Source organism: Streptomyces sp. NPDC006516 (assembly GCF_040611875.1).
GTDB lineage: Bacteria > Actinomycetota > Actinomycetes > Streptomycetales > Streptomycetaceae > Streptomyces.
The window spans coordinates 25,887-40,093 of sequence record NZ_JBEXPD010000025.1; the positions used below are offsets into that span (position 1 = coordinate 25,887).

The window sequence follows — 14,207 nt, forward strand, 5'->3', positions numbered from 1 at the left end:
AGCCAGGCTAGCGCACTCGTGAATGGATTCATGCGGCTGAATTCCGGCCCAGGACACACCATTGACACCCCCTCGGCCGCGTCGTAATCTGCCCGACATGTTGTGAATCGATTCACGGATCCACGTGAATCTTGGCTGAAAGCACTCCCGCTTCTCACGTCCGGCCGGACCGCCTCCCCGCGGCCGGCGAACGCGATCACCGCACCCGCGACAGGAGTCCACACGTGGCAGTGCACTACTCCACGAAGGCATCGCCCGACCTGCGCGCGCCGGTCTCCCCTCCGCCTCGTGGCGAGAGGGGGAAAGCCCGCCGCGGCGTCGGGGTCCGCGCTCCCTGGTGGTTCCTGCTGCCGGCGATCGCGATCTACTTGTTCGTCGTCGTCGTGCCGAGCGCCCGCGGCGCGCTGTTCTCCTTCACCGACTGGAACGGCCTGCGCGCCGACTGGTCGCTCGTCGGACTGGACAACTACGTCGCCGTCTTCTCGGACCGCACCGCACAGGACGCGCTGGTCAACACCCTGGTCCTGGCGGTGGTGGCCATGGTTGTGCAGAACGTCGTCGGTCTGCTGCTGGCCCTCGGCGTGAACAGCATGGTCAAGAGCCGCTACGTGCTCCGGGTGGTCTTCTTCGCCCCGGTGGTGCTGACACCGCTGGTGGCCGGCTACGTGTGGAGCTTCCTGCTCTCGCCCAACGGCGCGATCAACGAGGCGCTCCGGGCCGTCGGACTGGGCGGCCTGGCGCACGACTGGCTGGGCGATCCGGAAACCGCGCTGTACGCCATCGTCCTGGAGATCGTCTGGCAGTTCGCCGGCTACTCCATGGTGATCTACCTGGCCGGGCTGCAGGCGATACCCGCCGAGCTCCTGGAGGCGGCGACGATCGACGGGGCCGGGCCGTGGGACAAGTTCCGCCGCGTCGTGCTGCCGCTGCTCAACAGCGCGATCGTGATCAACGTGATTCTCACCCTGATCGGTGGGCTCAAGCAGTTCGACCAGGTCATGGCAATGACCGGCGGAGGACCCGGCACGGCGAGCGAGACGATCTCGACGGCCATCTACAAGAGCGCCTTCACCACAGGGGACTTCCCCTACTCGATCGCACTTGCCGTCGTCATGACCATGGTCATCGCGGTGCTGGCAGCTGTCCAGTTCCGCCTCTCGCAGAGGAAGGCCTCCTGATGCACGCGCGCTACACCTGGCGGACCCTGCTGCGCGAAGTGAGCCTGATCCTGCTCGCGCTGCTGTTCCTCATGCCGATCGTCGGCCTGCTCAACGTGTCACTGAAGCCGCAGAACAGTCAGAGCAGCACCCTGAGCTTCGCTTTCCCGCCCACCTTCGACAACTACGAGGCGGCCTGGACCCAGGCCGCTCTCGGCCCGGCGCTGGCCAACAGCTTCCTCATCACGGCCGTCAGCGTCGTCCTGATCGTCGCCTTCGCGGCGATGGCCGCCTACCCACTGGCCCGCGTGAGCCGAGGCTGGTCCCGGTACACGTTCTTCTTCGTCATCGGCGGCCTGCTCCTTCCCGCCCAGCTGGCACTGCTTCCGCTGTACGCCACCATGCGTGACCTCGGCCTGCTCGGCTCCTTGTGGTCGGTGATCCTGATCAACGTCGGGCAGCAGATGCCGTTCTCCGTCTTCCTCTACACGATGTTCCTCCGCGAGATGCCGCTCGACTACGAGGAGGCCGCCCTGCTCGACGGGTGCGGCCCGCTGCGGTCCTTCACGACCGTGGTCTTCCCACTGCTGCGTCCGGTCACCGGCACCGTGGTGATCCTCAACGCGGTCGGTATCTGGAACGAGTTCTTCACTCCGCTGCTGTACCTGGGAGGCAGCGGCAACACCACCGCACCGGTGGCCATCTACGGGTTCGTCGGCCAGTTCATGTCGCAGTGGCCGCTCATCTTCGCCGGTCTGGTGATCAGCGTGATCCCCATCCTGGTCCTCTACTTCGCGCTCCAGAAGCACATCATCAAGGGCTTCGCCGGCGGGCTCAAAGGCTAGTCGTGCCCCGACTCAACGAAATTCAACGGAGGTTCTCATGAGATCGACCAGAGCGTTCGCGTCCGTATGTCTCCTCGCCTTGACCGCCGGGGGTTGCTCAACCTCAGGAGACGACGGCAGCACGACGGGGCAGGTGCTCACCTTGGCCGCCGCGGGTCAAGGCCCGGCCGAGGCTGCGGTCAAGGCCTTCGAGAAGGCCAACCCCGGGGTGGAGGTGAGGACGACGTACGCCCAGGACGATGCCTCCTACCAGCAGCAACTGCGGACTCAGCTGTCCTCGGGGACTGCGCCGGATGTGTTCCGCATGTGGCCGGGCGGTGGCAGCACCATGGCCGTACGCGACCTCGCCGAGGACGGCATGACGATGGACCTTTCCGGCGAGAGCTGGGCGCCGGGCATGAGCGCCGACCTCAAGGCAGTCACCAGCGACTCGAAGGGCAAGGTCAGGGCCGTGCCCGTGACGGTCGGCGCCATCGGCGCGATCTGGAACGACCAGGCGCTGGCCAAGAGCGGCCTTGAGAAGCCCACCACGTGGAGCGAGGTACTGGCCTTCTGCAAGGATGCCAAAGCCAAGGACGTCGTGCCGTTCGCGCTCGGCCTCAAATCCTCCTGGGTCGCCCAGTTGCTGCCGTACTCCCTGGCCTCCTCTCTCGTCTACGGTCCCGACCCCGACTTCACCCAGAAGCAGAAGGACGGCAAAGCCACCTTCGCGAAGTCGGCATGGAAGGAGGCCGTCGGCAAACAGCTGGAGATGCGGGACGCGGGCTGTTTCAACGACAGTCCCAACGGTGTCGGATACGACGAGCAGATGCAGATGCTCGGCCAGGGCAAGGCCCTGGGCGCCGTGCACGTGATCTCCGCAGTGGAGTCGGCGCGCACGTCCGCACCTCAGGGCACCACGTTCTCCATGACTGCGTTCCCTGCGACCGACCAGGCGGACAGTACCTACCTGCCGGTGTCGGTCGGGATCACGTACGGGGTCAACGCCAAGGCCAAGAACCCGGCCCTGGCCAAGAAGTTCATGGCTTTCCTCGCCTCGCCGGAGGGACAGAACCTGTACGCGACCGAGTCCGGAAGCAGTCCCGCGCTCTCCAGCCCCTCCTTCAAGCCCGACGCGTTGCAGCAGCCGGTACTCAAGGCGCTCGAGACGCAGAAGTCCACTCTCTACCCCGACCAGTCCTGGCCGAACGCGAAGGTCCAGCAGGAACACCTGACCTCGACCCAAGAGCTGTTCAACAAAACGATCAACGTGGCGACATTGCTCGACCGCATGGACGAGGCGTTCGGCGAGACCAGGTGACCGACGTGACAGTTACCGCAGACCCGACCGTGTCCGCGCAGGAGGCGTGCCTGTGGATCACGCCCAAGATCTTTGACGACCTGCTCGACCCGGCACCCGGCGTGGCTGCGTTCTTCGACCACCACGCCGACTGGATGGACGGCCGGCCGGTCACGGTGGTCTTCTGCGCGGGCAACGGCGACCACATACTGAACTACGAGGGCCGCCAGGCGTGGGACGACCGCTTCGACTGGGCCCGCTACAACTGCTTCGCGCTCGCGCCCGGCGGTCCGTCCGCCAGTGCGAGGGCGCACAACCGGGACTGGCTGGCCCGCGTGCGCGACGGGGGTGAGCGCTCGGCCAACCCGTACTCGGCCGGGCCGATGTTCACCCTCTCCGAACAGCCGATGGACTACCGCACGCTGGCCGCGGTCTATGCGGCTGTTCGCGCGGAGGCCTCGCGACGCGAGCTCGCGGTGAAGCTGCTGGAGTACCTCGAGCCCGGGCCCGAGTTCTGCCACAGCGAGTGGAAGACGGTGCGGCATCCGGAAGTGGCCGTCGGCACCGCCGACGCCGGCGGGCACATGGTGCCCGGCGTGATCGATGTGACGGCCGCGCTTCACGCCGACGACCGGCCCTACGCGGCTTTCCCTCAAGGGATACCCGACGGGCTGGGGGCCGGGGACTTCGTCGCCGACCAGACGGCTGCGTTCGTCGCCGACTTCGGCCTGGACGGCGTCATGCTTGGCAACCAGTTCGGCCTGGTCGGCTTCTGGCATCCGGACAACGCCCCGCCACCCACGAAAGAGCGGACCGCCGGGATCGAACGGTTCTTCCTACGCCTGCGCAAGGCCATGGGGAACCGGCAGGTCTACTGGATGGACACCTACTGGCGAGCCGAGGTGGAACGGTCGGCCTGGGGCATGACCGACGCCGCCTATCATTCGCTCGACGCCATCCTGGTCAGCACCTTTGCCGTACTGGTGGAACGCACCGAGATCGTGCCCAACCTGCTGAGCAAGGCCGCGCTCGACGGACCGCGGCTGTTGCTCGGACTTGATTTCGTCGACCCCTGGTACTGGTACCGCACCTACCTCGACGACCGGCGTACCTACTGCTACCAACGGGAGGTGCTGGCCGCACACGCCGGCGCGGTGGGTGGCGTCTGCTTCTTCGCCAACGACACCTTCGGCCACTTCGTACCGGAGCCCGAGTTGTCCATGACCCTGGAGGTGGTCAGGAAGGCCGAAGGCCGCTGACGTCGCCATCCGGCACCGGGAAGGACGTCGTCCTGGTCCGCCATACGTTGACAGGGCTGTGTCTGGGCACGGTCTCTGCCGGGTGCACGCCTGCTGCCCCCGGTTCGCGCCGGGACCTCAACGCTTGTGAGCGGAGCCCTTGGCGACGTCCTGTTGGTGCTGCGGACCGGTGTCGCATGGCGGGACGTTCCGTCGGAGACCGTGGGCTGCTCCGGCGTAACGGCCTGGCGTCGGCTGCGGGCCTGGACCGAGGCCGGCGTCTGGCCACCACTGCACACTGCCTTGTCGACCGAGCTTCGCCATGCCGACCTGCTGGACATGGATGACTGTGCTGTGGGCGGCTCGCATGTCCGGGCCCTCAACGGGGGGATCACGTCGGCCCCTCACCCGTCGACCGCGCCCGATCCGGCTCCGAGCGCCATCTGATCTGACGTCGAACGGGGCTACGGCAGCCTCACGGCCTCGTCAATCGCGTTCAGAGCATGGACGTAACCGAGCACGACGTCTCTTCGCAGGACGGCATTCTGAAACGACAGTCATTCCTCCAGCGGGGTCAGCACCACGCGCCATGCGGCCGCACGGATGTCGTCGAGAAGCGGGCCGCCCTCGTCGTCGCGGGTGTCACCGGTCATCGTGGCGTCCGGTCCGGCGGGGTGGTGGGGGTGTGCGTCGGAGGCGACGCACATCTCGTCGGGGTCGGTCAGCAGCAGGAGGTCCGCGCACAGCTCCAGGACGTCCGCCGAAGTGCGGGCGACGACAGCGGGCGGGTGGGCGTACGCGCGGCGCAGGCGGTACGCGGCCGCTTGCCACTCTTCGTCGCTCTCGGCATGCGCTGCGCAGGGTGCCTGGGCGTGGAAGTGAAGGAGGCGCTGGACGCACCTGCCGGTGCGCGCCTCAGTGAGGATGTGGACGGCCGCGCTCACGCCGCCGGAGTCCTCGGGGCGACGGCCGGTCGACGCTGTCGCGCCGTACTCCTCGGTCTGCGGAGCCGTCGGGCGAGGCGGGCGCTGGTGGTGCATGACGTCTCCTGTAACGCGGTGACACGAGGGGGGGCGTGTCCGGTGGGCCTGGCCCGGTCGTTGACCCCGTCGACGACCAGCGAAGTCCCGGACTGTTTCCATACAAGCCGAAGGGAGCACCAATCGGGCGGTTCCCTTTACTCATCGGCTGCTCATTGCTGCTCACTGCCACTGCCGGCTCCCGGAACCGTGTCCCACCTGCTGTTAACGCTGTCGCAGCCCTCTGCCGTCTCGCAACCGTGGTGAGGGCCCGGTCGGTGGCATACGCCGGGCGCGGCGTGGACGACAGCGCACCCGGGTGGGAACTTTCGGTCCTGTGTCTGCAGCGGTGAGGGGCAGGGGTCACACAGCGGGCAGTCTTGCTTCCAGGAGCTGTTCGGCGAGCTCGGTCATGTGGTCGCCGGGGGCGGTGGTCCCCATGGCGGCCGCCAGGACTTGGGCGCCGTCGAGGATGACCAGCAGCTTTCCGGCGGTGTCCTCGGGGTGGGTGTCGCCGGCTTCCCGCAGCTGCTCGCACAGCCACTCCTGCACTTCCCTCTTGTGGGCGACGGCCGCCGCATGGGCGGGATGGTCCGCCTGGGGAAACTCGTTGGTGATGTTGAGAGTGGCGCAGCCGCGGTAGCCGGGTCGGGTCATGTCCTGGCGGGTGAGGTCGAACAGGGCTTTGATGCGTGCGCGCGGGGTGGGCGCGTCGGCGGCCATCTGGCGCAGGTGCTGCCACCAGTCGTTGTTCCGGGTGACGAGGTAGGCGGTGACCAGGTCGTCCTTGGTGGCGAACTGGCGGTAGAGGGTGGCGTTGGCGACCTCTGCGCTGCTGATCACCAGGTCCATTCCGACCGCGCGGACTCCGCGGGCGTAGAAGAGGTCGCCTGCGACCTTCAGGATGTGCAGCCGTGTCTCTTCTGCGGAGCGTCGCACCACGGGTCCTCCTCGGGTCGGATGAGAGATGAAGCCTCTCCCCAGTATGAGACGGAACGTTCTCTGCAACAAATTCGATGCGGGAGAACGGTCCGCCCCTGCGTCCGCGAAGTGACCCCAAAGCCAGGGGCTTGGTCTGTGCACGGGCCGGCGGAAGGACGTCACATGGGCCGGCTTCGCCCGAGCGGTGCCTTGACCACAGCTCGGGCGCGGTGCGGGTCCGGGAGCGGCGACTGGGCGCCGGGCGGTGCAGTGGGCGACCGGGATCGTCCGGCGGAGGCAGGCAAGAGGCCGCTTCCGATCACCAGCGGGGCAGCGTGGCGTCGTAGTCGGGCACGACGCGGCGCATGTATCCGGTGTCGTCACGGCGCCGACGGCCGGAACGCAGGTAGGCCTGGTGCAGTCGGGCCAGGACGTCCTCGTCGAGCTCGACGCCCAAGCCGGGTCCGGTGGGCACGGGCACGCTTCCCTCGATGATGCGCACGGCTCCCGGACGGATCACATCGTCTGCGGCGTTCCAGGGGTAGTGCGTGTCGCACGCGTAGGTGAGCTCGGGCACGGACGCGGCCAGGTGCACCATCGCGGCGAGGCTGATGCCCAGGTGAGAGTTGGAATGCATCGACAGGCCGATACCGAAGGCCTGGCACAGCAGAGCGAGGTCGCGGCTGCGCCTCAGGCCGCCCCACAGGTGGTGATCGAGCAGGAGGATCTGGATAGCACCCTGTTCCACGGCGGGGCGGATGTGGGACAGGTTCGAGACGACCATGTTCGTGGCGAGCGGGATCTCGGTGGACCGGGCGACCTGGGCCATGCCTTCGATGCCGGGGGCCGGGTCCTCGAGGTACTCCAGGACATCGACCAGTTCCCGGGCTGCGTGCTGGGAGGTGGCCACGCCCCATGCGGCGTTCGGATCGATACGCAGCGGCAGGCCGGGAAAGGCCTGCGCCAGCGCTTTGACAGCGGCGATCTCGTCGGCGGGCGGGAAGACGCCGCCTTTGAGTTTCAGCGAGCCGAACCCGTACACGTCGATCATGCGGCGTGCCTGCGTGACGATCCCGTCGGGGTCGAGGGCGGGCCCCCATGCGTCGGAGCGGGCGGGCCGGCCGTCCAGAGCCGGGTGCTCCGCCCACTTGTAGAAGAGGTAGGCGCTGAACGGCACCGCTTCGCGTACGGCGCCACCCAGGAGGTCGCTCACCGGTCGGCCGACCAGTTTGCCTTGGGCGTCCAGTGCCGCGACTTCCAGCGGGGCCCATGCCGAGTCGCGCTCCTCGACCCGAGTGGTGGCGTTTCCCAGGGCCCGGTGGACCGCTTGGCGCGCCGCGGTGGTGGCGAAGACGTCCTGGCCCTTCATGGCCTGAGCCGCGGTCAGGAGCCGGCTGGTCTCCGCCTCACCTCCGGGGCACTCACCCAGGCCCACGATTCCGTTCTCCAGTCTGAGCTGCACGACGCAGCGCAGGACCAGGGGTTCGTGGACGCCGGCGCTGTTCAGCAGCGGAGGGTCCTCGAAGGCGATCGGAGTGACTACGACGTCAACGATCTTCATGAACTCTCCAGGGTGTGGCACATCGAGACGTAAGACAACGTTGTCCGGCGTGGACAGGGCCGAAGAGGGGACGGATCCCGCCGCCGTTCACATACATGACATTTGTTCAGATGCCTGAAACTTATGGGGGATACGTTAGGAACGATTCGTTCCTGCCGTCAAGAGGCCTGGAGCGCCGGGCAGTGGTGGGAGTGCCTGCCCGGGCCCGCCTGGTCGTCCAGGCTCCGGCACAGGTGGCGGTCAATGGGCGAACAGGGCGACCGGCTCGGAGGATCACCTGCCGGATGCGGGCACTTCACCCGGCCGGGCGTCTGCCTCGGCGACTTCGAGGATGCCCATCATGCCGAGGTCCTCGTGCGCGGCGATGTGGCAGTGGTAGACGGTGCGGCCCCCGTCCCCTCGGAAGGGGACGGCGAGGCGGACGGTGGTGCCCGCGGGGATGTTGACGGTGTCGCGCCAGGCGCGGAAGGGTTCCGCCTTGCCGTCCCGGGCGAGTACCTGAACGGCGTAGCTGTGGAGGTGGAAGGGGTGGTCCATGGTGTGGGTGTTCTCCACCTCCCAGATCTCCAGGGTTCCCTGGGCGGCGCGCAGGTCGACGCGGTCGTGGGCGAAGGTACGGCCGTCGATGGTGTAGGAGCCGTCGCCGGCCCCGTCCAGGACGAGGCGCCGGGTGCGGACGGCGGTGGAGAGGTCGATCTTCTCCACGGGCAGCAGCGAGGTGGGAAGTTCCAAGGCGCTGAGGTCTGCGGGTATGTCGATGCCGGCCATCGGGCGGTCGGGGGTGCGCTGTCCGCCGGGGCCGTAGACGGAGTACGGCAGGGCGCGCAGGGTCAGGCGGCCGGGTGTGGTGGTCTCCACGAGGAGCTCGGCACGTTCGCCGGGTGCGAGGAGTATCTCGGTGAGCGGTACGGGCCGTTGGAGCAGTCCGCTGTCGGTGGCGATGAGGTGGGCGGTGGTGCGCTTGTCGTCGCGGGTGAGGGCCAGCAGCAGGTGGTCGCCGGCGGTGGCGTTCAGGAGTCTCAGGCGTGTCCGCCCGGAGCGAGCGGTGATGACCGGCCGGGTGGCGCCGTTGACGGTGATCTCCCGGCCGGTGCGGGTGAACATCAGCAGGCGGTCGTCGGCGTCCCGCAGTGCGGGTTGGTCGTCGAGGGGGCCGGTGACGACGACGGGTCCTGCGAGGCCGGCCAGGAGCTGTCGTTCGACGTCGCCATGGGCGTGGGGGTGGTACCAGTAGGTGCCGGCAGATCCCGGGGGGAGGGTGAACTCGCGGACGTCGGAATCGCCGGGAGCGAGGTGGGTCAGGGGGGCGTCGGTGGCGGGCGGCATGGGGACGCCGTGCAGGTGCAGGCTGGAGGGGGCGTCGAGGTCATTACGGAAGGTCAGCCGTATCCGGTCGCCTTCGCGCAGGCGCAGCAGCGGTCCGGGTCCGGGTCCGGTGCTGTTGTAGGCCAGCCGCCCGTTCTCTGCGCTGCCGGCGGTGAGGATGGCGGTCGTGGTTCCGGGCTTGCCCGCGGGGGTGCTGAGGTCGAGTTCGGGGAGCTCGGGCAGGGGCGGTCCGTCGGGGAGGGTTTCTGCGGAGGTGAGGGATCGGGCGAGGGGGATGAGGGCGCCCGCTGTGGCAACGACGCTTCCCACGATCAGTGAGCGCCGCGACAGCTCAGCCATGGTGGTCGTGGGTGTCGAAGGACGCGGCGGCGTCGGTGGCCGAGGGGCTTGGAGCAGTCATGGTGTCCTGGCCGGTGATGACGAGCTGTCCCTTCATGCCGTCGGCCTGGTGGCTGCCGACGGAGCAGTGCATGGCGTACCGGCCGGGGGGTGCCTGGACGACGACGGTGCGGGTGCGACCGCTGGGGACCTCGATGTCGATGCCGAGCTTCTCGACGGCGAAGGCGTGGGCGTCGTCGGTGTCGTTGGTGAAGGTGAAGGCGACCGGCTGTCCGGGGGCGGCGCGCAGGATGGAGGGCTCGAAGCGGTAGTTGACCATGTCGACGGTCGGCAGGGTGGCGATCTGCTCGGCGGTGAGTGAGCCGGTGTCGTCGCTCTGGGGGGAGCTGAGGACGACGCCCGCGCTCAGTGCGAGGGCGGCGGTCAGGGCGAGGCCGCCGGTGACGGCAGGGGTGTGGCGCTTGAGGAGCGTAGCGGCTATCGGCCCGGACACCGCGCCGGCTGCGGCGAGTTCGAGTAGGGCGGCGGCGAAGTACAGGACGTCCCCCGGCCGGGTCAGGTCGAAGGAGAGGCCGACCAGGCGAGTGGCGATGACCGCGACGACGGCGAGGAGGGAGGCGATGGGCGCCCAGCGCACGCGCCGCCAGACCAGGATGGCAGCGGTGAGGGGCAGAACGGCCAGTGCAGCCATGCCCGGGTTCGGCTGGCCTCCCAGGACCAGGTGGGCGAGGAGCTCGCAGAACGCCAGGGTCAGCAGCCCGGCGGTTCCCAGGCGTTCGGGGAGTGTCAGCGGTCGGGTGGCGAGGGGAGCGGGGGCAGTGGTGGTCATCGTCAGTGGGCCTTCCGAGATGGGTTGTGCGCAGGATTGGCGTCGGGGTGGGTGGTGCGGGGGCATGTGGGTGAGTGAGTAGCGGCCGGGGGGAGGCGCATGGGCGTGACGGCCACGCGCCTCCCGGTCCGGCCGGATCGTGCCGGGGTTCAGCTCCGGTTCTCCGCGGTGGTCTTCAGGACGTCCAGCCATGCCTGGAGTGATTCCTCAAGAGCGAGGTGCATGGCCTGCGGGGCTGCTTCGACGGGGGCGCCGGCCCAGGACTCTCGGGTGCTCACCTGCACGCCCTCGGCGGTCTCCTCGAACTCCCAGACGTGGATGCCGGTGATGCCGTGGGCGGGGCCGCCCCAGACGATGCGGCGCATCGGGGTCAGCTCGGCGACGGTGGACCGGATGTCGAGGCCGGCTGTCGTCCAGTCGAAGAAGGCGCCGGGGGCGAGGGGCCCGTGCAGGACCGCGGTGTCGATGCCTTCGTTCCATGCCGGCCAGGAGGCGATTTCGGTGTGCAGGCGCCAGATCGTCTCCAGCGGGGCGTGCACCGTCTGGTGCAGTTCGACGACGACGGGTGCGGTGCGGTCGATGTCCATCATGTTCGTTCTCCAGGAAAAAAGGGCGACTGGTGGGTCGGGGTGAGTGGTTGAGGAAGTGCGGTTGCGGCCTGGCAGGCGATTCAGGAACTGCCGGGGAGAGCCGTCGCTGCCGTGGCGGCACGGTTGCGGGCATGTAGCAGGTGGATGCCGGCTCCGATTGCGGCGAGCAGCGTGATGAGGGCTGCGGCGACGAGGGCGCGGCGGTAGCCGTAGGCCAGGGTGGCCAGTTCGGGGGTGGCCCGGCCAGCGGCGGGGGCGGCGAGGACGGTGAGGATTGCCAGGCCCAGGGCGCCGCCGATCTGCCGGGAGGTGTTGATCAGGCCGCCTGCGACTCCGGCGTGCCGGGGCTCGGCCTCGGACACGCCCAGAGCGGTCAGGGGGACGAAGGCCAGGCCCAGTCCGGTCCCGATCAGCACCGAGGGGCCGAGCAGGTCGGGCAGGAAGGCTCCGTCGACCGGGATCCGGGCGAGCCAGAGCAGACCGGCCGCCAGCGCGAGGAAGCCTGGCAGGAGCGTGCCCCGCAGCCGCCCCGCGCCCCAGGACGCGGCCATGAGGGCTGCGGCCAGTGGCAGTTGGGTCAGGCCCGCTTCGAGGGGCGAGTAGCCCAGGATCTTCTGCTGGTAGAGGGGGAGGAAGAAGAAGGTGGCGACCCATACCGCTCCGAGAAGCAGCATCAGGAGATTGCCGGTGACGACGGAGCGGTTGCGCATCAGCTTCGGCGGCAGCAGGGGGTCTTTCATACGTCGCTCGATGGGCATCAGCGCCGAGAGCAGCAGCATGCCGGCTGCCGGGAGGACGAAGTCGGGCAGCGGGGTCGCTCCCTTGGCGCCGAGTCCGTAGACGAGGAGGGTGAGGCCGGCAGTGACGGTGAGTGCGCCGGGCACGTCGAGGCGGGCGGTGCGCTTGCGTTCGCTCCGGGCCAGGAGGAGGGGGACGGCAGCGAGGCCGGGGAGGGCAAGGAGGGCGCTGAGGGCGAAGATGGCCCACCAGCCCAGAGTGCTGGTGAGCGCGCCGCTGAGCAGGACTCCGGCGGCTCCGCCCGCTGCTGAGGCCGCTCCCCAGATACCCAGGGCCTTGCCGCGGCCGGGGCCCGGCGGCCAGTGGGCCAGCAGGATCGCGAGGCTGGCCGGGGAGAGCAGGGCCGCGCCGATTCCCTGGACTGCCCGAGCTGCGATGAGCGGCCCGGCGCTGGTGGGGATGCTCGCGGCGAGGGAGCCGACGGCGAAGACGAGGAGGCCGGTCAGGAATGCGGTGCGGTGGCCGAGGAGGTCGGTGAGGCGGCCGCCGAGGGGCAGCAGGGCCCCGAAGGCGATGAGGTAGGCGTTGACGATCCAAGCCAGGCCGGCCGGCGTCAGGTGGAGGTCCTGGCCGATGGCGGGAAGGGCGACGTTCACGATGGAGGTGTTGAGCACGACGAGGAACTGCGCACCGGCCAGGAGGGGAAGGAGAAGGGCCGGGCGAAGGGAGCGGGGTGGGGTGGCGGGGGTGGACATGATGCCTTTCGGGATGTTGTCCGGGATGGGGCACCGCTGTGGTGTGGGGTGGTGCACGGCACGGTGGGCGGCCCCTGGATGACGGCGGGGTCGTCGCTGCGGCATGCGGACGGCCTGGCGGCCGAGATGGGCGCTGCGGCGGACTCCAGAGGACTGGTCCGGTTCCGGTCGGCTTCGAGCGACCGGTCGTCGGGTGCCTGGGGTTGCGCGAGGGGCACGTCGGGTCGCTGCCGAGTGGCTTCGTCAGGGGTGTGGAGGGCGGCCGCGCCGCCGGCAAGGGCCGGGGACTGTGGCTGCGCCTGTCGTTCAGGGGCGCTGGTCGCTCGTGGTCTTGGGCTTGGAGGGGCGCTTCTCGGCCTGCTGCTTGAGGTTGTGCAGCCAGTGGTCCAGTGAGTCGTCCAGGGCCCCTTGGAGGTAGGCGGTGTTGGCGGTGACGGGCTCTCCCGTCCAGGACTCCTCGGTGTGGACGTGGACACCGTTCTTGGCCTGGGTGAAGGTCCATACGTGGACTGCGGTGATGCCCTGCGCCGGTCCGCCCCAGACGATGCGGCGCTTGGGCTGTACCTGCTTCACCGTCGAGGTGATGTTCTCCAGGCCCTCGGTGGACCAGATCCATGAGGAGCCCGGGCGCAGCTTTCCGGGGGTCTGCTTGACCGCGGAGCTGACGTTCGGCTGCCAGGCCGGCCAGTTCTCGACATCGGTCTGGATGCTCCAGATCCGGTCCAGCGGGGCGTGGATGACGATGTCGTCCCGGGTGATGACGGGGGCTGTCTCATCGATCCCTATGGGCGCGGATCCTGTGCCCCCGAAGGCCAGGGGGAGCGCGGCAAGGAGTGCGGTGATGGTGGTCAGCATGACGGGTTCCTTCAGATGATTGGGAAGATGACACCGATACAACAGAAGAGTGTGGTTAACCACTCATTATCGGATCGGCCTGGACTCTATTGCATGACGCGCACGAACTGAGCAAAACCGGCTCGGCAGCGGGGGCGGCTCTTGACGCCTGCCCGCCTTCCGGCATGTGAGTAGTCAACCACTCCTTCTTGTTCGGCGTCAACTGCCACTTCACCGCTCCACCTCGCCGCGGCGCGAGCCCATGCCGCCGACGGGTGCTGCTGCGGCATTCGGCAGCTTCCGGTCCGGCGCCCGGCTCCTCCACCCCGAGGGCGGCGGGGCCGGACCGGAACAGTGGGCATCGCCTCCCGGCGGAGGGACGGCGGCCGACCGAGGAACCATGGGGCCCCAAGGCCTACGCCGACGAGCGCGCCTCGGCGGACGGGGGGCGAGGGCATGTACGTCGCGGAATCGGCACGGGCTGCCCTGAGGGTGCTCGTGACGGGCCGGGCAGCAACCGGGCGGAGGTTACCGCTGCGGACCTGGAGACGGACTGCGCAGCATGGGGCCTCTTCGCGGCGGGACGGCTCGGTGACCACTCCCCCGTTCGGCGGCGCGATCGGCCCCGGGCGCCGCCCTCCTGGAGGAGCCGGGGGACGCATCGGTCACCCGGTCTGTCCGGAGTCCGAGTCTGTGATCCAGCGCCCTTCGGCGGAGTCGTGCACGTACGCCGGCCTCCCCCTGGTCCCGCTCGTGCGGAAAGGCTTCCCGCCGTC

General features: G+C 69.1%; 12 protein-coding genes and 1 pseudogene. 5 read left to right on the forward strand and 8 right to left on the reverse strand.

The annotated features are described in order from the left end of the window. Positions 1–224 precede the first annotated feature (224 nt). The 5 genes and pseudogenes from ABZY45_RS34635 to ABZY45_RS34655 all read left to right on the forward strand — a co-directional run. A complete protein-coding gene (locus ABZY45_RS34635) occupies positions 225–1,178 on the forward strand; it encodes a sugar ABC transporter permease (RefSeq protein WP_356746227.1) in 954 nt (317 codons plus the stop codon). Further along, entirely contained in the window at positions 1,178–2,002 is an 825-nt protein-coding gene (locus ABZY45_RS34640) for a carbohydrate ABC transporter permease (protein WP_356746228.1), read from the forward strand. Before ABZY45_RS34635 ends, ABZY45_RS34640 begins: the two co-directional genes overlap by 1 nt. A gap of 37 nt (positions 2,003–2,039) precedes the next feature. Further along, entirely contained in the window at positions 2,040–3,302 is a 1,263-nt protein-coding gene (locus tag ABZY45_RS34645) for an extracellular solute-binding protein (protein ID WP_356746229.1), read from the forward strand. A gap of 5 nt (positions 3,303–3,307) precedes the next feature. After that, a complete protein-coding gene (locus ABZY45_RS34650; RefSeq protein WP_356746230.1) occupies positions 3,308–4,540 on the forward strand; it encodes a hypothetical protein in 1,233 nt (410 codons plus the stop codon). Positions 4,541–4,675: 135 nt separating this feature from the next. Then, a pseudogene (locus tag ABZY45_RS34655) lies at positions 4,676–4,968 on the forward strand (transposase); the annotation flags it as partial. A 108-nt stretch (positions 4,969–5,076) separates the two neighbouring features. Here ABZY45_RS34655 and ABZY45_RS34660 read toward each other — a convergent pair. From ABZY45_RS34660 to ABZY45_RS34695, 8 genes are all read right to left on the reverse strand, one after another. Continuing rightward, complete coding sequence (locus ABZY45_RS34660) at positions 5,077–5,559, reverse strand: hypothetical protein (RefSeq protein ID WP_356746231.1); 483 nt, start codon at positions 5,557–5,559, stop codon at positions 5,077–5,079. Between the two features lie 342 nt (positions 5,560–5,901). After that, a complete protein-coding gene (locus ABZY45_RS34665) occupies positions 5,902–6,480 on the reverse strand; it encodes a TetR/AcrR family transcriptional regulator (protein ID WP_356746232.1) in 579 nt (192 codons plus the stop codon). A 298-nt stretch (positions 6,481–6,778) separates the two neighbouring features. Continuing rightward, positions 6,779–8,020, reverse strand: a complete 1,242-nt coding sequence (locus ABZY45_RS34670) for an enolase C-terminal domain-like protein (RefSeq protein ID WP_356746233.1) — start codon at positions 8,018–8,020, stop codon at positions 6,779–6,781. Positions 8,021–8,293: 273 nt separating this feature from the next. Then, on the reverse strand, positions 8,294–9,685 hold the full coding sequence (locus ABZY45_RS34675) for a multicopper oxidase family protein (protein ID WP_356746234.1): 1,392 nt from the start codon (positions 9,683–9,685) through the stop codon (positions 8,294–8,296). After that, the gene (locus tag ABZY45_RS34680) at positions 9,678–10,514 is read right to left on the reverse strand and encodes a cupredoxin domain-containing protein (RefSeq protein WP_356746235.1); all 837 of its coding nucleotides are present in this window, start codon (positions 10,512–10,514) and stop codon (positions 9,678–9,680) included. The genes ABZY45_RS34675 and ABZY45_RS34680 overlap by 8 nt, the downstream gene beginning before the upstream one ends. 149 nt (positions 10,515–10,663) lie before the next feature. Then, the gene (locus ABZY45_RS34685) at positions 10,664–11,104 is read right to left on the reverse strand and encodes an SRPBCC family protein (protein ID WP_356746236.1); all 441 of its coding nucleotides are present in this window, start codon (positions 11,102–11,104) and stop codon (positions 10,664–10,666) included. A gap of 80 nt (positions 11,105–11,184) precedes the next feature. Next, entirely contained in the window at positions 11,185–12,597 is a 1,413-nt protein-coding gene (locus tag ABZY45_RS34690; protein WP_356746237.1) for an MFS transporter, read from the reverse strand. A 306-nt stretch (positions 12,598–12,903) separates the two neighbouring features. After that, entirely contained in the window at positions 12,904–13,452 is a 549-nt protein-coding gene (locus ABZY45_RS34695) for an SRPBCC family protein (RefSeq protein WP_356746238.1), read from the reverse strand. Positions 13,453–14,207: the final 755 nt, after the last annotated feature.